The sequence below is a fragment of the Anaeromicrobium sediminis genome (assembly GCF_002270055.1).
Classification (GTDB): domain Bacteria; phylum Bacillota; class Clostridia; order Peptostreptococcales; family Thermotaleaceae; genus Anaeromicrobium; species Anaeromicrobium sediminis.
In genome coordinates this window covers 176698-200825 of sequence record NZ_NIBG01000009.1, presented here as the reverse complement: position 1 = coordinate 200825, position 24128 = coordinate 176698, and the positions used below count along the sequence as shown (strand labels likewise).

At 31.9% G+C, this 24128-nt stretch carries 23 protein-coding genes and 1 other annotated feature; of the genes, 2 read left to right on the top strand and 21 right to left on the bottom strand.

Features of this window, described 5'->3' with window-relative positions; all coding sequences use genetic code 11:
• Positions 1-231: 231 nt before the first annotated feature.
• From CCE28_RS12040 to CCE28_RS11970, 15 genes are all read right to left on the bottom strand, one after another.
• The gene (locus CCE28_RS12040; protein WP_095133970.1) at positions 232-1968 is read right to left on the bottom strand and encodes a sigma-54 interaction domain-containing protein; all 1737 of its coding nucleotides are present in this window, start codon (positions 1966-1968) and stop codon (positions 232-234) included.
• A 378-nt stretch (positions 1969-2346) separates the two neighbouring features.
• The gene (locus tag CCE28_RS12035) at positions 2347-2862 is read right to left on the bottom strand and encodes a flavodoxin domain-containing protein (RefSeq protein ID WP_176461793.1); all 516 of its coding nucleotides are present in this window, start codon (positions 2860-2862) and stop codon (positions 2347-2349) included.
• A 98-nt stretch (positions 2863-2960) separates the two neighbouring features.
• On the bottom strand, positions 2961-4334 hold the full coding sequence (locus CCE28_RS12030; protein ID WP_095133968.1) for a sodium-dependent transporter: 1374 nt from the start codon (positions 4332-4334) through the stop codon (positions 2961-2963).
• A gap of 120 nt (positions 4335-4454) precedes the next feature.
• Positions 4455-4737 (bottom strand) — a binding site (T-box leader).
• Positions 4738-4800: 63 nt separating this feature from the next.
• Positions 4801-6198: a [Fe-Fe] hydrogenase large subunit C-terminal domain-containing protein gene (locus CCE28_RS12025; RefSeq protein WP_095133967.1), complete on the bottom strand. Its 1398-nt coding sequence runs from the start codon at positions 6196-6198 to the stop codon at positions 4801-4803.
• A gap of 159 nt (positions 6199-6357) precedes the next feature.
• On the bottom strand, positions 6358-7587 hold the full coding sequence (locus CCE28_RS12020) for an aminotransferase class I/II-fold pyridoxal phosphate-dependent enzyme (protein WP_095133966.1): 1230 nt from the start codon (positions 7585-7587) through the stop codon (positions 6358-6360).
• A gap of 30 nt (positions 7588-7617) precedes the next feature.
• A complete protein-coding gene (gene thiS / locus CCE28_RS12015; RefSeq protein ID WP_095133965.1) occupies positions 7618-7815 on the bottom strand; it encodes a sulfur carrier protein ThiS in 198 nt (65 codons plus the stop codon).
• A 14-nt stretch (positions 7816-7829) separates the two neighbouring features.
• Positions 7830-9746, bottom strand: a complete 1917-nt coding sequence (locus CCE28_RS12010) for an aldehyde ferredoxin oxidoreductase family protein (protein WP_207652899.1) — start codon at positions 9744-9746, stop codon at positions 7830-7832.
• Positions 9747-9818: 72 nt separating this feature from the next.
• The gene (locus tag CCE28_RS12005; RefSeq protein ID WP_095133964.1) at positions 9819-10874 is read right to left on the bottom strand and encodes a TRAP transporter substrate-binding protein; all 1056 of its coding nucleotides are present in this window, start codon (positions 10872-10874) and stop codon (positions 9819-9821) included.
• A gap of 125 nt (positions 10875-10999) precedes the next feature.
• On the bottom strand, positions 11000-12187 hold the full coding sequence (locus CCE28_RS12000) for a M20 metallopeptidase family protein (protein ID WP_095133963.1): 1188 nt from the start codon (positions 12185-12187) through the stop codon (positions 11000-11002).
• A 15-nt stretch (positions 12188-12202) separates the two neighbouring features.
• Positions 12203-13483, bottom strand: coding sequence for a TRAP transporter large permease (locus CCE28_RS11995; protein WP_095133962.1), 1281 nt, complete (start codon positions 13481-13483; stop codon positions 12203-12205).
• 42 nt (positions 13484-13525) lie between these two features.
• Positions 13526-14074 carry a TRAP transporter small permease gene (locus tag CCE28_RS11990; RefSeq protein ID WP_207652897.1) on the bottom strand — a complete coding sequence of 183 codons (549 nt, stop codon included), beginning with the start codon at positions 14072-14074 and terminating at the stop codon, positions 13526-13528.
• A 51-nt stretch (positions 14075-14125) separates the two neighbouring features.
• Entirely contained in the window at positions 14126-15316 is a 1191-nt protein-coding gene (locus tag CCE28_RS11985) for a M24 family metallopeptidase (protein WP_095133961.1), read from the bottom strand.
• A gap of 247 nt (positions 15317-15563) precedes the next feature.
• Positions 15564-16229: a GntR family transcriptional regulator gene (locus tag CCE28_RS11980; protein WP_095133960.1), complete on the bottom strand. Its 666-nt coding sequence runs from the start codon at positions 16227-16229 to the stop codon at positions 15564-15566.
• Positions 16230-16465: 236 nt separating this feature from the next.
• Positions 16466-17194 (bottom strand): maleate cis-trans isomerase family protein, encoded by a 729-nt coding sequence (locus tag CCE28_RS11975; protein ID WP_095133959.1) that lies wholly within the window; start codon positions 17192-17194, stop codon positions 16466-16468.
• Between the two features lie 294 nt (positions 17195-17488).
• Positions 17489-17941, bottom strand: coding sequence for a peroxiredoxin (locus tag CCE28_RS11970; protein ID WP_095133958.1), 453 nt, complete (start codon positions 17939-17941; stop codon positions 17489-17491).
• Positions 17942-18078: 137 nt separating this feature from the next.
• On the opposite strand from CCE28_RS11970, the gene CCE28_RS11965 reads away from it, so the two are divergent.
• Complete coding sequence (locus tag CCE28_RS11965) at positions 18079-19008, top strand: DMT family transporter (protein WP_207652896.1); 930 nt, start codon at positions 18079-18081, stop codon at positions 19006-19008.
• Positions 19009-19029: 21 nt separating this feature from the next.
• Here CCE28_RS11965 and CCE28_RS11960 read toward each other — a convergent pair whose 3' ends face one another.
• From CCE28_RS11960 to CCE28_RS11935, 6 genes are all read right to left on the bottom strand, one after another.
• Positions 19030-20304 carry a DNA recombination protein RmuC gene (locus CCE28_RS11960; protein WP_095133956.1) on the bottom strand — a complete coding sequence of 425 codons (1275 nt, stop codon included), beginning with the start codon at positions 20302-20304 and terminating at the stop codon, positions 19030-19032.
• Positions 20305-20406: 102 nt separating this feature from the next.
• On the bottom strand, positions 20407-20913 hold the full coding sequence (locus CCE28_RS11955; protein ID WP_141228354.1) for a YcxB family protein: 507 nt from the start codon (positions 20911-20913) through the stop codon (positions 20407-20409).
• 28 nt (positions 20914-20941) lie between these two features.
• Positions 20942-21619: a M48 family metallopeptidase gene (locus tag CCE28_RS11950; protein WP_095133954.1), complete on the bottom strand. Its 678-nt coding sequence runs from the start codon at positions 21617-21619 to the stop codon at positions 20942-20944.
• Entirely contained in the window at positions 21603-22136 is a 534-nt protein-coding gene (locus CCE28_RS11945) for an NUDIX hydrolase (RefSeq protein WP_095133953.1), read from the bottom strand. Before CCE28_RS11945 ends, CCE28_RS11950 begins: the two co-directional genes overlap by 17 nt.
• Before the next feature lie 93 nt (positions 22137-22229).
• Positions 22230-22805 carry a phosphate propanoyltransferase gene (gene pduL, locus CCE28_RS11940; protein ID WP_095133952.1) on the bottom strand — a complete coding sequence of 192 codons (576 nt, stop codon included), beginning with the start codon at positions 22803-22805 and terminating at the stop codon, positions 22230-22232.
• Positions 22806-22915: 110 nt separating this feature from the next.
• Complete coding sequence (locus CCE28_RS11935; protein WP_095133951.1) at positions 22916-23506, bottom strand: flavodoxin family protein; 591 nt, start codon at positions 23504-23506, stop codon at positions 22916-22918.
• A gap of 133 nt (positions 23507-23639) precedes the next feature.
• Between CCE28_RS11935 and CCE28_RS11930 the strand changes: the two genes are divergently transcribed.
• Complete coding sequence (locus CCE28_RS11930; protein WP_095133950.1) at positions 23640-24128, top strand: hypothetical protein; 489 nt, start codon at positions 23640-23642, stop codon at positions 24126-24128.

Here is a 24128-nt window from a genome sequence, read left to right as displayed (position 1 = left end):
TCCCCCTTCTAATATTTAAATATTTTAAATTTAATTTATGTACTTTTAATATGGCATTTATATATGCAACAGCTGTGCCAACTTTGTTTTTATATGAGAAATAAGCTAGAACATTGAATTTAGTATGAATTTTCGCAAAACAAATATTATTCTTTTAGTAACATGACTAAATTTTATGCATTTTTATTTAACATTATTGAATTTATCATATGAAATTATTTTTATACCTGACTAATTTTTATACACACTTTCCATTTTTGGAACTTCTATTCCTAATTTTTTTATCCTATATTTTAAACTTTGCCTAATAATTCCTAAATTCCTTGAAGTTTTACTTATATTCCAATCATTTTTATTTAAAGATTCCACAATAATTCTTTTTTCAATATCCCTAAGGGTTTCAGGTAAGGAATTGGCTTTTTTCTGTATTTTAGAAGCTGCATTTTCTCCCATAATTAATGATTGCATATATTTGGGTATATCTTCAATTCTTAGTTCTTTTTCATCTTGTTTTACTCTAATCATTAAATTTTCAAGTACATGCTCTAATTCCCTCACATTTCCTGGCCAGTTATAAGATACCATTATTTCACTTAGCTCTGGTGAAAATCCTTTAACATTTTTATTTAATAAAGCATTATATTTTTTAATAAAAAAATAACTCATATTTAGTATATCTTGATTTCTTTCTCTAAGAGGTGGAATATACAAGCACAAGCTTGCAATCCTATAATAAAGATCCTGTCTTAATCTGCCTTCTTTAATAATCTTCTGGGGAGACTCATTTATAGCACTAATCACTCTACAACTAACCGGCGTTGTTTTTAAGCCCCCTACTCTTCGCACTTTCCTTTCTTGTAATACTCTTAATAATTTTGTTTGCATAGAAATAGGCATTGAATTTAATTCGTCTAAAAATAATGTTCCTTCTCCCGCTTCTTCAAATAATCCTACTTGGTCTAGTGCACCTGTATAAGCTCCTTTTACAGTACCAAATAAAATACTCTCTAATAAATTTTCTGGTATTGCAGCACAATTAATTGCTACAAAGGGTTCTTTACTATTCTTTCCAAAATTATGAATACTTTGAGCAAACACTTCTTTCCCAGTTCCAGTTTCTCCTACAATTAACAAGTTATTATCTAAAAGAGAAATTGTCTCTGCTTCTCTAATTAGATTTTTCACTTGTTCACTATCCCCCATAATACTAGAAAAAGTATAGCTAGTTCCATTATCTCTATGACTTTTCGTCTGTTCTACTTTCTTATTATTCAGCTTTCGTTTTAACTCAATGGTCTCTGAAAGTAAAGTTTTTAATCTAGTCTCATTCTTACTAATAGAAAATACCCCTATTCTTTCACCATCCTTTTCAATTGGATAGGTACTGTAAAATACATATTTAGGAATACCATCTTTATATGCATGTGCTTTATATTTATTGACAATAGATTCTCCTGTTTTATAGACTTTCTGATGCTCAGACATTTCAGTAGCCTTATAATTATAGCCTTCCCATAAGTACTTTCCAATTATATCTTTTCCTTTTAATTCCTCAAGTTTTTCCTGTGCATTATTATATAAAACAATACGCCCTTGTGCATCACTCATTATTATTCCATCATTAAGTGATGATATAATCTTTTCTAAGCAATGCAGTCTTATTTTCTCATTCGAAAAATCTTCTAAATCGTGAATAAATATAAAGTTATATTGTTTTTTTTCATCTGCAATTTTTTTTGCTTTAATACTATATTTTTTCCCATATGCCGTTTTCATGATTTTATTTGAGCCTATAACTGAATCTAATGTCATAGGAAATAGATCATCAAATTTGCATCCTATTATATTTTTCCTGTTATATATCTTTTCTATCATTGGGCTTGTCCATATAATTTCTTGTTGTTCATTAGTAATCATGACCCATTGTTCATATTCCGTTAGTAATTTCCCTACTTTTTTAACATCCACAATATCCCCCCCTTGTCTTCTGATTACTCCATGTTTTTTTCTTCTTTATTAATTAGTATGATTCCTGCTACATATTCACATAATAATTAATTTTGTCCATTTTCATAATTAAATTCCCCCTTTTTAATTATCATATATATGGGTTTGTCCCGTACAAGCTATATATATGTATATTTATGAGTATATACAGAATATGCCCTATTTTAATTTTTTCTTTCATTAATCTTGAAGCCTTTCCTTCGACAATCATATGATTTTTTCTTTGTCGAATTTTGTCATTGCATTTATTTTACATTTTCCAAATGCAAAATATAAAATAAAGTTCATTATGTTAAAGGTCATGTAGAAAAATAAAACTCGGCAAAATGCCGAGTTTTATTATCTAACTTCATGTTCTATTAGTTCATTGTTCATTATTTTCTTTATATATTGACCATATTCCACTATCTTTTTTAGGTCATAGTTATCCATATCATTCAAAGCCATTTCGTTTATCCTGGTAAAGTTTTTCATTCTATAATAATCTAATTTATCTAAGTTATTAATTATTATTTTTCCTCCTAAGGCCTTTGTATTGATAATATTTTTATTAAGCATATTATATATTTTCTTCAAATATATATGTTTGTTTTCTAAAGACATACATGTGCAAAATACCATTATATCCTTAGTTTTTAGCCAAAGTATATTATCCTCTATAAACTTATAAATTCTTTCATCTAGATTATCATAATATACAGGAGCACCTATTATAACTAAGTCATAATCCCTATTATTGTTATGAAATTCGCTTGCCTTACATATATGTGCATTTTTAATTATATAAGATAAGTTCCTTGCAACATCTTTAGTAGTACCATACCTGCTCTCATAAATGATAAGGGCACTTTTCAAATTTACCACCTGCAATCCTTTTATTTCTTATTATAGTTTGTTTATACTAAGAAATATCTATGCAGATAAATGTACTCATATTCTAAGTTATGGTTTTTTTACATAATTAAGGCTAGTACTTCTTTAAAAGAGTTTAATAATACTATGGATACTGCCGGTGGAACTACAAACTTAATTAAAAACTTCCACACTGGTGCTAATTTAAATTTAGTACCATTTCTTTCAATTTCTTCAACGGCCTTATCAGCCCCCCATATCCAACCTACAAATATGGATAAGAATAAACCACCTGATGTAAGTAAAATATTAGATGTTAACTTATCATAAAAATCAAAGAAATTTAAATTTCCAAGTATAGTAAGATCACTCCAAGGACCCATGGAAAGAGTAGCTGGTACTCCTATAATAAATATTATTATAGATATTATTATAGAGCTTTTTACCCTATCTACATTCTTTTCATCTACAAAATATGATACACACACTTCTAACATGGAGATTGAAGATGTTAAAGCCGCAAATAATACTAATAGGAAGAATAATATACAAAATACATTTCCAAAGGCCATGCTTGCAAATACAGCTGGTAGTGTGACGAACATAAGACCAGGTCCTGCTGAAGCCTCAAATCCTAGGGCAAACACTGCTGGTAATGTGGCTAGTCCTGCAAGAATAGCTACCATAGTATCTAATATAGGTATTGATGTTCCTGCTTGTAATAAATTAGATTCTCTATCAAAATAACTTCCGTAGGTAACCATAACTCCCATACCTATACTAAGAGAGAAAAATACTTGCCCTAGGGCATTTACTATTACACTCATATTTATTTTAGAGAAATCAGGTACTAATAAGAATTTAACTCCTTCATATGCTCCCTCTAAGGAAAGAGCTCTAATAGCTATTACAATCATTATTACAAATAGGGCTGGCATCATTATTTTACTTGCTTTTTCTATACCTGAACTAATTCCTCTTAGAACAATTAATAGGGTTAATAATAAAAATAATCCTTGATAAGCAACACTTATTCCTGGCGATGTAATAAATTCACCAAATATTTCCCCTAGTACTTGAGGATTCTTTTCTGCAAGGCCACCTGTTAAAGCCTTTATTACATAATATATTACCCATCCACCTACAGTACTGTACATTGCTAATATGAAAAATCCACAAACAACTCCTAAACCACCTACAAAGGCCCATTTTTTCTTAATGCTTCTATAGGCACCTACTGCTGATAATTGTGTCTTTCTCCCCAATGTTATGGCTGCAAGCATTAAGGGAAATCCTATTGTAATTAGGAATAGAAAATAAACCATAACAAAGGCGCCACCCCCATTAGCTCCTGCACTATAAGGGAACTTCCATAGATTACCTAATCCTACAGCTGATCCTGCAGCTGCAAGTATGAACCCTAATTTAGATGCCCATTTATCTCTTTTCTGATTTTTTGTGTTAATTGTATCCATAATAACCCTCCTAGGTCTTTTCTCTTTAATGTTTTAAATAGTTATTATGTCATGACATTTTTAAACCGGTTATAAATTTTAGCTAGCTATTTAAGAAATTAAAAAAAGCCCCGCCTCATATATAGAGGCGAAGCTTGGCTTCACGGTACCACTCTAATTAATCCTAAAATACACAATATGTATATAGAATAATCTCATTCTCTAGTCTGCTTCAAATATATAATATATTTTCAGCTAAACTATAGTCCAAATAAGGGGGACAACCCTTTGCACCTACTTGAAATATTTTTAGTGCAACAGCTCTAGAGTGAATATACACATTGTCTTATAACATTGGGCTCTCACCTTACCCCAACTCTCTGGAATTACAGTGTCAATGCTTTCTCTCCGTCATGGCTTTTTTCTATATTAATTTCTTGATGACTATTGTAGCACCAAATAATTTTTGTGTCAACATTTTTTTATTTTATTGTCTTTTTAATAATTGAGATACCCTATTTTCTTCTACTATGTCTTCTATACGTTCTATGCCTAATTCTTTTAAAATTTTCATTAGATTCATGTTGTCAAAGGGAGTCATTATTAAAGAGTCTTCTCCTGTTTCGTTTAATATATTAGTAGCTTCATTCATAGGTATATTAGTCCTTGGTCCACCTACACAACCACCTACACAACCCATACCTTCAACAAAATTATAATCTACTTTCTCATTATTTGATAGTTCCTCTAATGTTTCTTTGCAGGCTTTAACACCATGAATCTTTTTACTCTTTAACTTTATTAATCTTCTAGGTTCTAATCTATTTACTATGGTCTTTACTGAGAAACTTACCCCTCCAGTTCTTCCATATAATCTTCCAGCAAAGGAGGCTTGATCCTTGTCATCTCCTTTTAGTTTTTCAGGATCAATATTTAGTGTTTTAAATATTTCCTTTAGTTCTCTAAAGGTTAATACAAAGTCTATATCGCCCTTTAAATCTGGCTCCTTGGCCTCTGCCTTTTTTGCTGTACAAGGACTTATAAAGACAACTTTTATATCCTTATATAATTCCTTTAAAAATCGTCCTGATGCTATCATGGGAGAAACGGATGGTGGCATATGTTCAAAGAGTTTAGGATAATTTTTCTTCACCATATTAAACCATACGGGACAACAACAACTGGTCAAATAAAAATCATCCTCTGTCTTTACTAAGTTTATTACTTCAAAGGCCTCTTTTATAGTGAGTATATCAGCAAACAAAGCCACTTCTACCATATCTTCAAATCCTAATAATTTCAATGCAGTTCTCATTTGTCCTAATGTAACATTTTTCCCAAACTGTCCTGCTATTGAAGGAGCTATTGAAGCATAAACTTTAGTGTTTTTGTCTTTCAATAAATCAATTAAAGGAACAAATTCTATTTTATCTACTAATGCTCCAAAATCACATCCATTACTGCATTCTCCACAGGTTAAACATTTCCCCTCTTCTATGACAGGTCCTTTACTTCTCCTGTAAATATGGGCCTCATATTTACAAGTACCTTTACAAGTACAACTCTCTTCATCACAGTATTCACAGGGCCCTTCTATTTTAGATATGATAGGTTTTGCCACTTCTCTTGAATTTTTAATTATCTCTATTTCGTCACTAAATTCATAATTTGTCTTTGGATTTAATCCCATGGCAACCCTAATATGATCTTTTATAAAGGGCATATCTTCTTCTAGAAAATCATATTTTTCTCTGATATCTCTTGCCAATGAATTTAGGTCCTTACTGTCTTCTAAATTACCATTCCAATATCTCTTTACCACTTCAGAAAATATTGCCATTCTCTTCTCTTGAAAATCCTTAAATCTATCTATGTTCCTCACCATACTTTCCTTAATACATATTACAAAACTATTTTCTAGATATTATCTATTTTGCCCATTTTTAAAGATTTTCTATTCAACGAAAATAGGACAAAGAATATTCTTTGTCCTATTTTACTAAATCTATTACCTATCAAAAATTAAAGGGATTGTTACTGTCTTCTATAGGGAGTACTCTATAGAAGGGAACTTTCTACTTAAGACACTAACTTCCTTAGCTATAACTTCTATTGGTTCTTTATCAATTAATGCTCTTTTAATTAAAGTAGCAATATCTTTCATGTCTTTTTCCTTCATGCCACGTCTAGTAATCTCTGGCGTACCCACCCTAATTTCTGGTGCACTTCCTGAGAAATCATCTGACACTAATATATTTCCCCTCTCTAATATCTTTCCAGGAGCCTCATCCACAATTCCATCTAAATTAACTAATAACAAATGGGTTTCTGTATAGTCTCTGTTAGATCCCATTACGTTAAATCCGTATTCAGCTAAGGCATGAGCTAGTGCCTTAGAGTTCTTAACTACTTGAGAGGCATATTCCTTTCCATGCTCTTTCATCTCTAATATGGAAGCTGCAAATGCTGGTAATCTAAAAATATGGTGACTTGTAACTAATGCTGGAGCTAAAGCTTCACCTATTCTTTTCATTACCTCTTTATTGTTAGATACTATAAATCCACCTTGTGGCCCTGGAAAGGATTTATGAGTACTACCAAACATTACATCTGCCCCTTCTTCTAATGGATTTGGAAACACTTCTCCTGCTATTAATCCAGTCACATGTGAAGCATCATAAGCAACAGTTATTCCCAGTTCTTCTGCTATGGGCTTAAATTCTGCCACAGGTTCTGGGAATAGAGTTCCTGATCCTCCGAATACAACTAGCTGTGGCCTTAATTCCCTAGCCATTTCAACTAATTTTTCCATATCTACAGCTCTATCATTGTCAAACTTCATGTACTCCACATTTATAGTATCATCAAATTGCTTCACTTGACACATGGGTCCTACTAAGCCGTGACCCCAATCGGCCAAAGATACTTCTATTACTGTATCACCTGGATTCATTAACCCCAGTACAGTAGCCATCCCTGCCATATGACCACCAATAGGTCTTAAGTCTACATATTTAGCTTTAAATATATCCTTAACTAGTTCATGTGTAGCCATTTCAAGTTCGTGGATATGTCTGTTTCCAGTATATTCTCTCTCCTCTGGCTTTAAAGTTTCATAACATCCATACCTCCCACTTAAATCACTAGTTAGAAAATCTCTTACAACTTTACTTGTATAGTTTTCTGAGGCAATAAGGTTTAAACAATTTAGTCTATATTCTTCATGTCTTTGCAATATCTCATTGATATCGCTAAGTGCTTTAATTTCAGTCATCATCATTTCCTCCTTGTAGGTATAGGCTCTTTAGCCTCCACCTAATGGTCTTATTATTTTGATCTGGTCCCTATCTTTTAGGGTTGTGGTTTTATATTCACTTTGTAAAAGTTGTTTTTTATTTATCCATATGGCTGCATAAGTACCATATCCTAATAGGTGTAATAAATCTTGAGCAGTTGACCCCTCTTTCATTTCTTTTTCTTTGTTATTCACTATTATATTCATAAAATCACCTATTCTTATGCCTTAGCTAACTTTAAATCTTTTTCAAGTAACCAGCCAAGAGATAATTTTCTCAAAGTAGTGTCTCTTGGATTTCCAGTTTCACTATCCCATCCTGCTAATTCATAATAAAACTCTTTAGCCTTATTGAATTTTTCCTCATCTAAGGTAGTTCCCTTAGCAGGACCATCACTCATAGGTTTGAACAGCCTCTTTGGCAATATATCATCCTCTTTAGTAAAACCTTCTCTACTATTAAAATATCTCATCATATTAATTCGTCTTTCTCCAACACGTAATATCTCTACTAAGGACGTATTCCATCCTATACCATATTTGCATAGTTCTAATAGCTCATCAGGACCATAAAGTTCCCAAGATGGTCCCCACACAAATTGGCATAAACACAATGTATCTAATGTGGAGAAATATCTTTGACTGTCTAAAGCAAACCTAACCTTTTCATCATCTATTTCAAATGGATTATCATAACCTTTTAAGACGCCTAGCTTAGCTAATCTCTTTCTCTCTCTACTATCAGGAGGCATAACTAGGAAAACATCATGTTCACTAGACTGGTGATCTGCTCCAAATGGATTAACTGCATATATTAAACCAACCATTGGCTTAAATTGTGGCATATGTGCTGGTAATTCCTGACCCTTAACAGCTATACACATATCCTCAGCATTATTTCCTAATTTCTCTGCAATTCTCTTGCTACCTTCTGCTAGTAAATCACCAAAGCCCTGCCTTTTGCCTATCTTTTCAACTAATTCTGTCATGGCCTTACCATTTCCAAAGTTAAGTTCTAATCCATCAGTATTTTCTTTTGTTAAAATTCCTTTTTCAAAACATTCCATGGCAAATGCTATAGTTGCACCACAAGAAATAGTATCTAATCCATACATATTACAAAGTTGATTGGCAATACATATATCTTCAAGTTCTGTAACTCCACAATAGGATCCAAAAGTACCAAGGGTCTCATATTCAGGTCCTCCATATAGTGGGTCAACCTTACCTGGAATATCTACTACTCTTTTACACCTAACAGCACATGCAAAACAGGTATCCCTTTCTTTTAAAATGGTTTCATACATGGTTGTTCCAGTTATTTTCTTAGCTCCTTCTGGAAATATTCCACTAGTCCAATTTTTCGTTGGTAAAAATCCTTCGTCATGGAATCCTTCCACATCACCAGCAGTACCATATTGGCCTAACCCTGCAACACCTTCATTTTCCTCAAGTCTCTTAGTTACACTCTTCGCTAATTCCATGAATTTTTCTTGGTCATAAGCCTTTTGTGCCTTACCCTTTTTTACTACTAGAGCTTTTAGGTTTTTAGATCCCATTACAGCACCTACACCATTTCTTCCATTAGCTCTATTACACATGTTAATGATACATGCATACTTAACTAAATTCTCTCCGGCAGGGCCAATTTGTGCTATTTCTACATTGTCTTCATTAAGTTCTTCTCTTATTATCTTTTCAGCTTCGCCAGTGACTTTTCCCCACATTTTTTTTGCATCTTTAATCTCTACCTTGCCATTATCCAGATACAAGTACACAGGTTTATCAGCTCTTCCCCTAAATATAACTGCATCATATCCATTTGCCTTTAAGTGAACGGGAAAGAATCCCCCTCCTTGGCTATCTCCAATGGCTCCTGTAAGTGGGCTTTTAGTTGTTACATTTACCCTACTTATACCACTAATGGGAAGGCCTGTTAATGCTGAAACTGAAAATACAAGCATATTCTCAGGAGATAATGGTTCAACTCCTGGTTCCATATCTTGAAGTAATAAATATACACCTAAACTTGATCCTCCTGGATATAGACGATGTATTTCCCCTGGCAATATTTTAGTATTTATTTCCCTTGTGCTTAAATTAATATCTAGTATCTTAGCATCTGGAAACATGCTCATAAACCCTTCCTCCTTTTAATAGTTTTCTTTAATTTAGACGGCTATTTAAATTAAATAACCGTCTAATAAAAATTACTTAGCAGCTTCAACTTCAGAAACTAATTCTTCTAATATCTCAGCTCCCCTTTGGCCAACCATTTCCTTATATTTCTCTCTAGCGCTCATACTAGCTTCTTTGAACTTATCTACGTCCTCTTTTTTAAGCTCAACTATTTCAATGTCATAACCAGCTGCTTTAATCTTATCTAGTGCTTCACCATTAAGTTTCTTTTGAACCTCATAACCAAACTCTGATAATTCTTCAACTGTTTCTAGAATCATGCCTTGAATATCCTTTGGTAATGAATTGAAGAACTCTGGATTAGTTCCTGTACAAGTCACATAGTAGCTTGCATTAGCTAATGTTAAATACTTTTGAACTTCACAGAATTTCATTTCTTCAATTGCAAATAGTGGATTTTCTTGCCCTTCGATCATATTAAGTTGTAATCCACTATACACTTCCATATATGGTACTGGAGTCGGATTGGCTCCATAAGCTTCATAAGCAGCCACGATCATTGGTGATGGCATTGTTCTCATCTTAAATCCTTCAAAATCAGACGGTGTATTTAATGCTTTACTACTAGTCCACTGCATAGCTCCTTCAGTCCAGAAAGATAGAGGCATAATACTCTTTTTCATATACTCTGCTGCTAACATCTCATTTAATGCCTTACTTTCCTTTAATACTTTATGAGCCTTTTCCATGTCGTCTGGGAATAAGAATTGTAGAGAGAATAATTGATTTTCAGGAACTATGGTCCCTGTATTTCCTGGAGAAACCATGGCAAATTCAATTCCACCATTTTGTAATAACTCAGTTTGTTGTGTCGCATCTCCTATTTGTCCAACTGGATAAACTTCAATATTAATTCTTCCATTTGATTTTTCATTTAATTTCTTGGCAAATTCTTTTACATATACATCCTGAACGCTACCATCAATTTCCTCATGAGCAAATCTCCAATTATAAGTTTGTTCCTCAGGTGCAGTTTCCGTACTTGCTTCTTCCTTTTTAGCTCCACACCCCGTAACAAGACCTACTAATAGAACTAGACACATAAGAATCGAAAGAATCTTTTTCATTTTTTTTCCCCCTTAGATATTTTAAATTTCTTTATAGGAAATCAGAATGAAAATGTTATATAGTCCCCTTTAAAAATGTCATATTAATTCTGTTTTCCTTTAAAAAACTTTTACATTTCAACAAGTTACATATTTAGATAATTAAATACGGTTCTAACGTGCATTTCTACACCAGTTTTTAATACATCCTCATCTATGTTAAACTTTGGATGGTGATGTGGATAGTGCGTTTCCTTTTCCCTATTTCCTGCACCTATGAAATAAAAGGCACTAGGTACACGATGAGTAAAATCGGCAAAATCTTCTCCACCTAAACATCTGTATTTTATTAAGTTTTTCTCGTCTTCTAGTGTTTCTTTTGCTCCTTTCCTAACTAGATTTGTCATTTCCCTATCATTGTTAACGGAAGGATTACTAGGTATGAACTGTAACTCATACTTAGCAGAAAATGCCATACATATTCCATCTACTATTCTTTTGAAATTTTTAAGAAGCCTCTCCTTTCCCTTTTTTTCTTCTTCAAATGAAAATCTTATAGTTCCTTCAATATTAACTGACCCTGCAATTATATTTTTGGCACTTCCACCATTTATTTTTCCAACCATAATAGTTATTGGATCTAATGGGTTTGCCTGTCTAGTCTCCAGTGCCTGTAATGCTTCTACTATCTTACAAGTAATAAGTATAGGGTCATTTCCCTCATGAGGTGCTGAAGTATGTCCTGACTCACCTATTACAGTTAATTTAAACTCTTCACAGGCTGCCATAATAGGCCCCTCTATAACTGCTATTTTACCGCTTTCAACGGGAGTCCAAAGATGTATGCCAAATGCAGAATCTACTTTAGGGTTCTCAAGTACACCTTCTTTAATCATATCTTCAGCTCCAGCCTGTTCCTCATTAGGCTGAAATACTAATTTCACATTGCCATTCAATTTTTCCTTATGATTAGCCAGTATCTTGGCTGCCACAAGTAGCATGGCCGTATGTCCATCATGACCACAGGCGTGCATTTTCCCTTCGTTTAAGGATGCATATTCCACATTAGTCTCTTCCCTTTGAGGTAGAGCATCTATATCTGCCCTAAGCATGATGGTTTTACCTTCTTTATTTCCTTCTATAGTACTTACTACTCCTGTTTTACAAAATCTTTCTGTTTTCAATCCTAATCTTTCCAAATATTCAGTAATTTTTTCTGCTGTTCTAAATTCCTCATAGCCTAACTCTGGATATTTGTGAAAATCACGTCTTAACTCTATTAGTTCTTCATTTAGACTAAGTACTTCTTTTTTAATATCTATCAAATTAGTCATCTCCTTTATGTGATACTATCCCACGGCTACATCTCTGAAGAATAAAGCCACTTCCGGGAAGAATATCATTATTATAGATATGGCAATTAACATAACTATATATGGAGGTGTTCCCTTTATAACATCCAAATATGGTTTATCAAAGACTGCACAGGCAGTAAATATGTCACAACCAAAGGGTGGTGTTGCAGAACCTATTGCTGCTTGGAGAGTAATTATAATACCTAAATGTATTGGGTCTACACCAGCCTTTAATGCTAATGGATAGAATATTGGCGTTAAAATAATGATTACTACTATAGGATCTACAAACATACATCCTATGAAGTAAAATAAAGTAACTGTAAATAAAATCTTTAAAGCCGTAGGGCTAGTTCCAAGTAATGTACTTGTAATCATTTGTGGTATTTTCGCATAAGATATGGTCCAGGAGAAAGCCTGACCACCTGCTACTAATATGAATACGGCTGCAGTTACAAGACCTGTTGATAGGGCTATTGAAGGAATATCTGATACTTTTATTGTCTTGAAGATAAATACTTCTAAAATAAAAGCATACAATACGGATGCAGCTGCGGCCTCTGTTGGACTAAAAAATCCACTATAAATTCCACCTATAATTATTATTGGGAAACCAAGGGGTAATAGGGCTTTTTTTGTAGCTCTTAGTCTTTCTTCCCAAGTAGCTCTTTTACGCCTTGGCACATTTTGTTTTTTAGCTAATACATAGCTGTATATGGCAAAGAATGCAAGTATTAATAATCCAGGCCCAACCCCTGCTATGAATAGTTCTCCTACTGATGCTCCTGTTACAACGGCATACATAATCATCCCTATGCTTGGTGGGATTAACAGGGCAATATCACTAGAATTAATTATGAGTGCTAAAACATCTTTCTCTTTGTACCCAATATCTAGCAACTTTTGCCTCATGGGCTTTCCTATGGCAACAACTGTAGCTTGAGTTGAACCTGATATGGCTCCAAATAATGTACATGATGCCGCCGTTGTAATAGCCATTCCTCCATGGACATGACCTACAAAAGTTTCTACTAAATCTAATAATCTATTCGCCGTTTGACCTGCACACATTATATCTGCTGCAAATATGAACATTGGTACTGCTAATAATACAAAGGGCTGTACTCCTGCTATTAATTGTTGGGTCAATAGTTGTGGGTCTATATTGGGAAAATACATTAACACAATGACTAAAGGTGCCACTATCATTGGAACCATCATTGGAAAACCTAATACTAGTAAGGTTATCATTATGGCCATAAGGGTTAGTACCATGCAATTTTTCCTCCTTTTAGAAAACTATACAAATTATAGTTATTATACATTGATGTATTGTTCTTCATTGTCATCAGTTCCCCTAATACCTTTTTCAGTAGATAAGTATACTTCCTTTTCTTTTACATTTATCCAGAAGTTCCTAGCATATTGAATTCCTCCTAGAAAAAATCCAATAGGTACAATTAAATATACAAGATATATAGGGATTCTCAAGGCTGGTGTAACTCTACCAAGAGTTTTTACTTTCATAACATAAATTGATGCCAAATACGCTAAGTAGAACATTGATATGGATGTAACACTACTTATTACATACATAAATATTTTTTTCCCTCTCACAGGAATCACATCAAATAGAGCAGACATATTTATATGCCTAGCCTTCTTAGCCCCATAGCTAATCCCAGTAAACGTAACTATTATAACTAATGATTGGCCTAATTCCTCAGCAAATGTCCAACTTCTATTTAAAACAGATCTACTAAATACATTTCCGATAAGAATAATTGCCATTATTATTATTGAATAACTAAGTATGGCTTCTTCTATTTTCGATAGCATACTATCGAAAAAATTCAACTTTTTCACTATATTTAAGCCTCCTTCTAGGAACTATTAGATAACCGTCCCAAATTTTGCTTATTTGACTAATAATCTTCTTGGATAATTAGTGAATGTCTCGCATCCATTTTCAGTTACTCTAAATGATTCACTTGTATCAACACCACAATCATCTAACCAAATTCCTGGTATCATGTGGAACACCATATTAGGCTTAAGTATAGTCTTATCCCCTGGTCTAATACTAGCCGTGTGCTCACCCCAATCTGGTGGATAGTTAAGGCCCGTTGGATAACCAATTCTAGAATCTTTTATGAATCCACTTTTAGCTATACTCTTAGCCCATACTCTCTCTAACTCTTCACAGGTCATTCCAGGTTTAATAGAATCAAGTGTTGTTGTTAATCCTTCTACAACCACCTTAGCTAAATCCTTAACTCTTTCAGGAGCATTCCCTAAAATTAAAGTTCTAGACAATGGACAGTGGTATCTTTTGTAGTTACCTGCTAATTCAAGAATAACTGTATCTCCATCTTTATATTTCTCATCTGTCCAACTTAAATGAGGAGTTGAAGTTCTAACCCCTGCTGGCATAAGAGGAATAATAGATGCATAATCTCCACCATATTCTTTAGTTCCACTTATTAAGGCTGCAGATACTTTAGCCGCTGCGTCACACTGTCTTACTCCTATGTTAATAGACTCATAAGCAGCTTCCATTCCCTTTTCAACAATTTTTCCGGCTCTTCTTATAAATTCAACTTCATTATCTGATTTTATTAATCTAACCCAATTAACTAAGTTGTTTCCATCCATGAATTTTGCATTTGGTAATGATGATTCTAATCTTTCTTGACATTTTGCCGTGTAATAATAAGCGTCCTTCTCTGTTCCTATTACCTTATTTCCAAATCCTCTTTCCTTAATAATGTCTGCCACAAATTCCATTGGATGTTTAATTAAAGAATGAACATAGTCATCTGTATAAGCTTTAACGTTTTTCTCATCTAGCCAAGTAGTTAGTTTTGCAGCATTTCCATCTTGCCCTCTACCAACCCATATTGGTTGTGGCTCACTGTCAACTACTATTATGCATTGATGTACATAAAATGACCAGCCATCAAATCCTGTTAAGTAATTCATATTTGCTGGATCTGTTACTACAAGTACCTCAATGCCTTTTCTTGCCATGCTTTCCTTTACTTTGCTTAATCTCTGTTGATATTCATCAACCTGAAAATTAAGCCATCTGTTTTCAATATTTACCATAATTACCTTCCTTTCCTATGCCTCTCAAGGATTTAATTTAGGCTCAAAGTCTATTATTTTCTTAACTTATATCATGTATAGGATAATTTTGTAGATTGTAGATTGTCGACAATGGGAACCTTTAAAATAAAGTTGCTTAAACACAACTTTTTTCAAGTTTATTACATTTTTTGTACTTGTTCTCAATTTATGTAAATTATATAATATTCTGAATATTTTTTCAAGTCAGTATTTTTGTTTTTTTTTGCTACATGTCCTCTAAAATTCCCTGTCTATAAAATACAATATGATTTTTTAATGCATCTTTACATTTTTCTAAATTCCCCTCCTTCAAATACTCAATTATGTCATAGTGATCCTTTACGGTCATCTCAAGATCTCCAGTCATATTTGTATCATACATCATTGCCATTTGTAATTGTAAATATAAATTATTTAATATTCTCATTCTCCTTTTACTTCCACTTTTTTCCCATAAATATCTATGCAATTCTATATCCTTTTTATTTATCTTAAGAGTTTTCTCCATATCATCCATATCTATATCTAAAATAGACAACATTTCGTCCATGATTTTAGTTAAGTTATGAAAATCATGGTCTTTAAGCTTTTTTTCTTTAATTAAAATTTCAAGAACACTACTTTCTAACATTAATCTAATATCAAAGATTTCTTTTCTATCCTCTGCATTAAATCTAGTTACAAAATTACCTCTCCTAGGAATAAAATCTATTATTCCTTTATTTTGTAATTCCTTTATTCCCTCTCTTACAGGAGCTCTACTAATATCTAGCTCTTCAGCTATTTTCATTTCTAGAATATGATCTCCTTCCTTATACTTTCCAGTTAATATCTTATCGATTATGTACTCTACTACAACAGCACTTAGATTGTCTAGTTTGTATACACCCATTAATTCACCTCAATTCATTATTTTAAACTTCAAATATGAGTTGTATAAAAAATTGGAATATTACGAATATTACTAATATTATAACCTATGGATTTTTAAAAATCAACATGACCTACTTTTGCGAAACTTTTTGAAAGCATTCGAATATATATGTTTATCAATTTCTTATATTGCCTATGAATAATTTAGGTATAATGATTAATTACATCTTTTATGTCATATTTCATAAATAAGCTTTAATATCTTTCTAATAAACTTCCAAAACCTTTTATTTTTTCATTCACTCCACACATTCTTAATGCATTCCAAAAAGTAGCTTGAATAGCTGATATAACTGGTTTATCTAGATCTGTCTCTAATGTTTCTAAAATAGGTACACTACGTATTCCTGTACATAGAATAAGCACAGCTTCAGCATCTTCTGTATCCACTTCTCTTGCTAAATTATAAACTGTTTCCAAATCTGCTCGATTAATTTCAGAATCATATAGGAAATTCAGACCTTTTAACTTTGTTACTTCAATCCCACTTTTTTCTAAAAATTCTTTTGCTTTTTCATTTACTTCATCAGTATAAGGGGTTGCTACAGCAACCTTCTTTACATTTAGGACATTGAGTGCTTCTACACAAGATCTTGAAGTAGTGGTACAAGGAAGTCCTCCAGATGCTTCTTCTAATTTCCTGATTAGTTCCTTATCATACTCAACTCCCCCAACAAAACTACCACTTGTACAACCAAAAATAACCCCATCTATAGGAGCTTCCTTTAAAAGTTCAAGACTTTTTAAAGCTTTATCTCCTAATGTAGATAATTGTTCAGTGTCTACAGGCCCCGATCCCATTCTCGTTGTAAGTGTGATAACCCCTTCAGGCGACATTTCATAAAATTCAGGCTCCATTACCCATCCTGGAGCAGGATATATAAGCCCTAATTTAGCTCTAGCACCATATAAAAAATCATTCATATTTATTTTCCCCTCCTGTTTTTATGTTGCATAACTTAAATTATATTGTATTAGTATCCTATTATATAATTTACTTTTTTATATTTTACCATAGATCAATTTTATTTGACGCTACTTATCGAAATAAATTTTATTTTTCTTAATATTCCGTCAATCACGCGCTATCTAATTTGACAGTTACTTCCTCTGAAGAAATTTTCAACTTATTTTAACGAAGTGGCTGCACATACCTCCATCTTAAATATAGTTCCTCTATATAAATTTCAAAAAAAACTAGCTTAAAACAGCTAGTTATTAAAAATTTTCCTTTATCCAATTTAATACTTCCATGGCATGTCCCTTTGCCTTTACATTTCTAAATTCTTTTATCATATTTAGATCTTTATCTATTATAAAAGTAGATCTAATAGTTCCTATAACTTCCTTTCCATACATTTTCTTAGGTTTTAACACCTCATATAGAGCATGTATTTCCCTTTCCTTGTCACTAAGAAGGGTAAATGGTATATTTAATTTTTCCCTATAGTTTTTATGGGTTTTAACCCCATCCTTACTAATTCCTATAATTTCAAAGTCCTTGCTAGTAAATTCTTCATGTAAATCTCTGAACTCAGAGGCCTCCTGATTTCATCCTGATGTATTATCCTTAGAATAAAAGTAAAGAACTATGTTTTTCTTTCCATAAAAATCACTCAGTGTCACATCTTCATTATCCTGATTTTTTAAAGTAAAATCTATAAATTTCATTATTATCACCCCTTTTAAAATTTCATTTAATTATTACCCACAGATGGAAACTTTAATCATCCTTTTGTATTGCAAAAAAAAGTCATATACTGTACAATCTACTTCATACGATGTTTATTATGAAAGGATGGAGTGTCGTGTCTAAAAAAAATATATTACCTTACATATGTGCAGTGATTGTCTTTTGTATCTGGGGACTTTCCTTTATATTTACTAAACAGGCCATTGTTAATGTGGACGTGTATCACTTCCTAGGTCTTAGATTTGGTACGGCAGCCATTGTTCTTCTAGTTCTAAAGCTATTAAATATAATTAAGCTTAATTATACAAAAGAGGATCTTTATAAGCTCTTACTACTTTCCACAATTCAACCTCTTGCGTATTTTATTCTTGAAATTAATGCTTTAAAGGTAAATACCACATCAGAAGTTGGAATTATGATGGCTTTAATCCCTGTATTTGTAGCCATATTGGCACCTTTTTTCTTAGATGAAAAACCTTCTAAATCACAATTTGCTTTTATATTAATGTCTGTATCTGGTGTGATTTTTATGATAGTGATGAAGGGATTAACTCTACAAATAAATTTATACGGTATGTCAATTTTGCTTTTAGCCGTTATTAGTGGAGCTTTTTATAATATCCTAGCTAGAAAGTTTTCTTCTGATTGTACACCTGTTGAAATTACCTTTGTAATGATGTGGCTAGGAGCTATAGTTTTCAACAGCATATCCATATACAAACATATTCGTCTTGGCAATCTTAATGAATATTTTGTTCCATTACAGGATAACAATGTTCTTATATCTGTCCTTTATTTAGGAATTTTAGCTTCAATAGTTGCATTTTTCCTATTTAATTATAACCTTAGTAAATTGTCAGCTTCTAATGTGGCTGTATTTGCAAATTTCACAACTGTAGTTTCCATATTAGCAGGAGTCTTTATATACGGAGAACCCTTTTATTGGTATCAAGTTGTGGGAACTATTATAATACTAATTGGAGTTGCAGGCACTAATTATTTAGGAACTAAGGATCACTTAAAAGTACAAGATGAAAGGAGATAAGGTTCCCTTATCTCCTTTTTGTTATTCAACTAATCTACTATTATCCATATTTTCTTCTAATTCAACCTTTGATATGGAATCAAACCTCTTTCCTATTTTATCTGTAGTAGTATGAATTTCCTTAACATCCTTATGCACCGTATCAATGTGCTTTGATAAGTTGTCCCATCTCTTTTTATATCTATCAAATTCTTTCCCTAAGTTATTCAATTCTCGTTGAATAATATGAGCATATTTTTCCCTTTCAGCATTTCTTAAAACCACTTGTAGAGTAGTAAGTACAGCCATTAGGGTAGTTGGTGATGCAATCCATATGCATTTTCTTTGAGAGTACTCAATAATATCCATATGATAAGCATTTATCTCTGCAAAAATGGCTTCTGCTGGTAGAAACATAATAGCCTGATTTGCGGTTTCTTCGTCTATTATATATTTACCCGCTATATCATCTATATGCTTTTTAACATTTATTTTAAATTCTTTAGTAGCATTTTCTCTTTCTTTTGAATCCAGATTTCTATCCATCATTCTCTTATAATTTTCTAATGGAAATTTTGAATCTATGGCTATATTCCCCATAGGCTCTGGTGCAAATAACATGGCATCTACAATAGTATTATTTTTCAGTTTATGTTGAATTTTAAATACCCTATCGTTAACTTCTCCAAATACAGAATAAAGTATTTGATTCAATTGTATTTCTCCAAATATTCCTCTACTCTTTTTATCTGTAAGTACATCCTGTAATGATACTATTTCACCAGATAAACTATCTATTTTCTTTTGGGCCTCATCAATCTTTGATAACCTTTCTAATATACTATTAAAAGTATTTGTAGTCTTTTCAAAACCTTCTTTTAATTTATCTTCAACCTTTTCATTTATACGTTCTAATCTATTCTCCACCGTATTATTCAATTTCATAAAATCTTCATTTAAATCTTTCTTCATATCATCCTTAAAATTTGTAAAGTCCTTATTTAATTGATTCTTAAGTAGTCCAAAATTCTCTACTAAACTGGTGGTACTACTGGCCATATCCTTATTTAACCTTACTTCTAATTGAGCAAAACGTCCAATTATTTCCTCTGATAATTTCATCATATTTTCCTTAACTGACCCCTTTGTCTTCAGTTCCACAGAATCAGGTATGCTATTACTGGTCATTTCAATCTTTATTAATCTTTCTTCTATTTGGGATAATTTCCCCTTTGAATTTATATCTTTAAATTTCAATAAAATTAAAACTTGAAAGATAATTATTACTACAAACAAGGCTATAAAAATAATCTCCATAATTTCCTCCTTTTACATATGTTTTCCTTCTTATATTCTACCTTTATAAAAAATTTATTTCAAATAAAAAAATAGGGATTCTTTATCCCTATTTTAAGTAAATTACATTTTATAATATTTTTCTTTTTTCTTAGCCTTCATAAGCTCACCTAATTCCTTTGGATCATCTACACATCTCTTAGGAATTATATAGGCTTGCATAGAACTTATGTATAGCTCGAAATACTCCTTACTTTCTACTATCATTTGAAATTGAGACCATTTCATTTCAGCTTCCATTTCGTCAATTTTTATTTTAACTCCCTTTTCATGAAATTCGTATATTTGAGTAGCCCTAAGTATTTTATTTTTTCTCATAGTTCTCTTAGACAACCATCTCACATTTAATGGAGTTAATACAAACTTTAATATTGGTATTGATACTAAAACTAATAACATACTCTCTGATATATTATAATTCATAATGTATTTACCTATAAGTGCAAAGGGTAGTACTACTAAGGATATCTTACCTGTTATATTTAAAAATCTATTGGCAATATTCCTATTTCCCCTGTTAGTATTAAAGTTTATAATATCCTCAAGAGTTAATTTCACTTCTGCTCTCACTATTTTCTCTCCTTTTTTTGTACATTGACTATAATAACATATTTCTTCCAAGTTCTTTAAGGTGGTTTTTATATTTTTTATAATTAGGCAGTATTTTTTCAACTAACCCCCAAAATTCCTTTGAGTGATTAAGATGGACTAGGTGACACATTTCATGTATGATTACATAATCTATAACTTCCCTAGGGGCCATAGCTAATCTCAAATTAAAATTCAAATTTCTTTTACTGCTACAACTGCCCCATCTAGTCTTTACATCCTTTATTCGTATACTACCCGGAAATAATTTAAGTTTATGGCTAAAATCTTTCACTCTATTTTCTATATACTTTCTAGTATGGTATCTATACCACTCCTTTAGTAAGGATTTAATTCTTTCTTCATTTTTGTCCTTTGCATTAACTATGATCATTTTATCCTTTATATATACCTCTTCTTTTTTATGAGCTATTATTTTTACTGGGAATTCCTCACCAAAGAATAGGAGTTTTGCATTCTCATCAAGTATACTTTTAATATATTTTGGGGAAGAAAGTTTTTCATATATCCATTTCTCATTTTTATCTATAAAGTTAAAAATATGATTCATACTAGTTTTTTTAGGAGCTGTTACTTTTATTTGATTTTTATCTACTATCTCTAACTTCAAAGTTTTTCTATTTTTGAAAAATATATTTACCTGTATGTCCTTATATTTTAGTATCACCCTTTTTCCCCTTCAAATAAAAATAAGACATTATAGTTTTACTATCTACTATTCTTTCATCTTTAATTAAATTTTCAATCTGATCCATAGTGACCCATCTTGTTCCCGTCACATCATCATTTTCTATTTTTCTGTTCTCTCCCACAATATCTAATTGAATCTCATAAATGTGCATAGTACTACTACTAAAGCCCACTATAGGCTTATAGGTAATACATTCCTTTATCTTTTCTATAGGCACTTCTAGGCCTGCCTCTTCTATTAATTCTTCCCTCATAATCTCTTCTCTAGATTTATTTTCCTTATCAATGCACCCTGCAGGTACCTCTAATGTATTAGATAACAGGGCTGGTCTAAATTGTTCTACCAATAATATTTTCCCATCCTTATCCCTTACTATGGCAGCCACCGCATCATGATTCTTTAAGTACTCATACCATCTATCTCCAACCATCACCTTAAATAGCTTCATCCACCCTGAATAAATAACTTTCATATCTTTAAATTTTTTCTCCATAATTCCACTTCCTTTAAATTTATACGGGATTTTTCATAAACTAAAAGCTATGAATTTTTTTCATAGCCTTTAGTTTATGGGATTTACATATTATTATTTAATTATTTCTAATTCTTGTCCGTTCTTAATTCCAGCAGCATTTCCCTCTTCTATATCCACATGGAATTCTAATTTAAATTCTTCATGTACTCTTGCTAATACATTTTCAAATATTAAACCTCTTTTACCTTCAACCTTTACCTTTACTAAATCTCTATCTGAAACTCCAATTGCTTCTGCATCTGAAGTATGCATGTGAATGTGTCTTGCAGCAGCTATAACACCCTTATCTATAGTTACTTCACCTTTTGGTCCTACAATTTTAACCCCTGGACTTCCTTCTATATCTCCTGAATCTCTTACTGGCGGCTTAACACCTAGTACAAATCCATCTGCTAGAGATATTTCAATTTGTGTATCCTTTCTGACAGGACCTAAAACTCTAACACCTTTTATAGTTCCCTTAGGACCTACCATATCAACTTTTTCCGCAGCTGCATATTGTCCTGGTTGAGCTAAGTCTTTAAATCTTGTAAGCTCATATCCTTCTCCAAATAGTGCTTCAACATCTTTTTTGCTTAAATGAATGTGTCTGTTAGATAATCCTACTGGTACATAAAACTTTGACATTTTTTCTCCACCTCTTATTTAATTTGTATGTATACAATATACCCTTATTTATTATATACCTACTATGAAAAAATTTCAATTTTCTTTCTAAAATAGATTATAGAATAATTCTAATTTTTTCTTACATCTAATTCATCTACAATTTCTTTTCCATTATTATATGCAATTTCAATTAATTTTTCTCTCTTTTTTGTGTTTTTTTCATCTGTGTTATCTATTAATATGTTGTGGGTATACTCTGCATTAACAGATTTAAAAAACAAATCTGCCACTAAGGTAGCCCCTTTAAACTGATGGTTATCAGCCTTTGAACCTGCAGTGCATACAAACATTCCCTTTCTCTTTTTATTTCTGTCAATAGAAGATTTTTTTAATAAATATTTACTACACCAAAAGGCCTCACATCTATCAATCATAGTTTTTGTTATACTACTTACGGAATTAAAATATAAGGGACTTCCTAATATAATAATATCTGCTTCATCTAATTTCGGGTATAACAGTTTCATATCATCATCTATAATGCAATGACCTGTTTTAGCACATGCCTTACAATCTACACAATGGTTTATGCTCATATTTCTTAAAAAAATCTTTTCTACTTCCACATTCTTTTCTATTAATCCCCCTATAACACAATCTAAAATAAAATCTGTGTTCATGGCCCTTCTAGGACTACCTAATAAAACCAATGCTTTCATTTTATCCCTCCTATTATGACAATTTTAATTATATACAAATTTCATCCTATTTACAAAGGCTAAAGTTTTTCTATTATTAAGGGCTATAAGTTTCCATATTTATGGATATACTACAGAAAATAGGAGGATTTTTATGAAAATAAGTGATTTATCTGACATTGAACAAAATAGAATATGTAATTATACTAAAAAACACATTAGAAAATATTTCAAAGGCTTAAGAAATGGTTCTTTAAAATATGAATGCTTTATTAATACCTTATTTTCTTCCGAAGAGTGGCAATCTTATAATGCCTTAATATTCCATGATATGGAGTTTAAGCAATCTATTTATTCCTTCATAGAAAATACTATGGATATATATGATCATACCAAAGAAAATTATTTGTACAATTCTCTTTCCAATACTCATATTCTTTCCAATAATCCAAAAAAAATCATGTCCATTTCGGAAAAAAGAATATTCATTAAAATGCTTAAAGAAAATGGTTATACACTTATTATCCCTATACAATTCTTAACTGAAAGGGAATGTGGATTTTTAGAAGAATATATATTGAATAATTGTCCCATCCCTATTGGTTGGCAAAGGGTATTAAAATACATTAAAAAGAGCACTTAA

Excerpts from the sequence above, each read along its gene's own strand:
- CCE28_RS12030 (WP_095133968.1), bottom strand. The coding sequence starts at position 4,334 with ATGGATACAATTAACACAAAAAATCAGAAAAGAGATAAATGGGCATCT.
- CCE28_RS12025 (WP_095133967.1), bottom strand. The coding sequence starts at position 6,198 with ATGGTGAGGAACATAGATAGATTTAAGGATTTTCAAGAGAAGAGAATG.
- CCE28_RS12020 (WP_095133966.1), bottom strand. The coding sequence starts at position 7,587 with ATGACTGAAATTAAAGCACTTAGCGATATCAATGAGATATTGCAAAGA.
- thiS (WP_095133965.1), bottom strand. The coding sequence starts at position 7,815 with ATGAATATAATAGTGAATAACAAAGAAAAAGAAATGAAAGAGGGGTCA.
- CCE28_RS12010 (WP_207652899.1), bottom strand. The coding sequence starts at position 9,746 with ATGAGCATGTTTCCAGATGCTAAGATACTAGATATTAATTTAAGCACA.
- CCE28_RS12005 (WP_095133964.1), bottom strand. The coding sequence starts at position 10,874 with ATGAAAAAGATTCTTTCGATTCTTATGTGTCTAGTTCTATTAGTAGGT.
- CCE28_RS12000 (WP_095133963.1), bottom strand. The coding sequence starts at position 12,187 with ATGACTAATTTGATAGATATTAAAAAAGAAGTACTTAGTCTAAATGAA.
- CCE28_RS11995 (WP_095133962.1), bottom strand. The coding sequence starts at position 13,483 with ATGGTACTAACCCTTATGGCCATAATGATAACCTTACTAGTATTAGGT.
- CCE28_RS11985 (WP_095133961.1), bottom strand. The coding sequence starts at position 15,316 with ATGGTAAATATTGAAAACAGATGGCTTAATTTTCAGGTTGATGAATAT.
- CCE28_RS11980 (WP_095133960.1), bottom strand. The coding sequence starts at position 16,229 with ATGGGTGTATACAAACTAGACAATCTAAGTGCTGTTGTAGTAGAGTAC.
- CCE28_RS11975 (WP_095133959.1), bottom strand. The coding sequence starts at position 17,194 with ATGAATGATTTTTTATATGGTGCTAGAGCTAAATTAGGGCTTATATAT.
- CCE28_RS11960 (WP_095133956.1), bottom strand. The coding sequence starts at position 20,304 with ATGGAGATTATTTTTATAGCCTTGTTTGTAGTAATAATTATCTTTCAA.
- CCE28_RS11945 (WP_095133953.1), bottom strand. The coding sequence starts at position 22,136 with ATGGAGAAAAAATTTAAAGATATGAAAGTTATTTATTCAGGGTGGATG.
- pduL (WP_095133952.1), bottom strand. The coding sequence starts at position 22,805 with ATGTCAAAGTTTTATGTACCAGTAGGATTATCTAACAGACACATTCAT.
- CCE28_RS11935 (WP_095133951.1), bottom strand. The coding sequence starts at position 23,506 with ATGAAAGCATTGGTTTTATTAGGTAGTCCTAGAAGGGCCATGAACACA.
- CCE28_RS11930 (WP_095133950.1), top strand. The coding sequence starts at position 23,640 with ATGAAAATAAGTGATTTATCTGACATTGAACAAAATAGAATATGTAAT.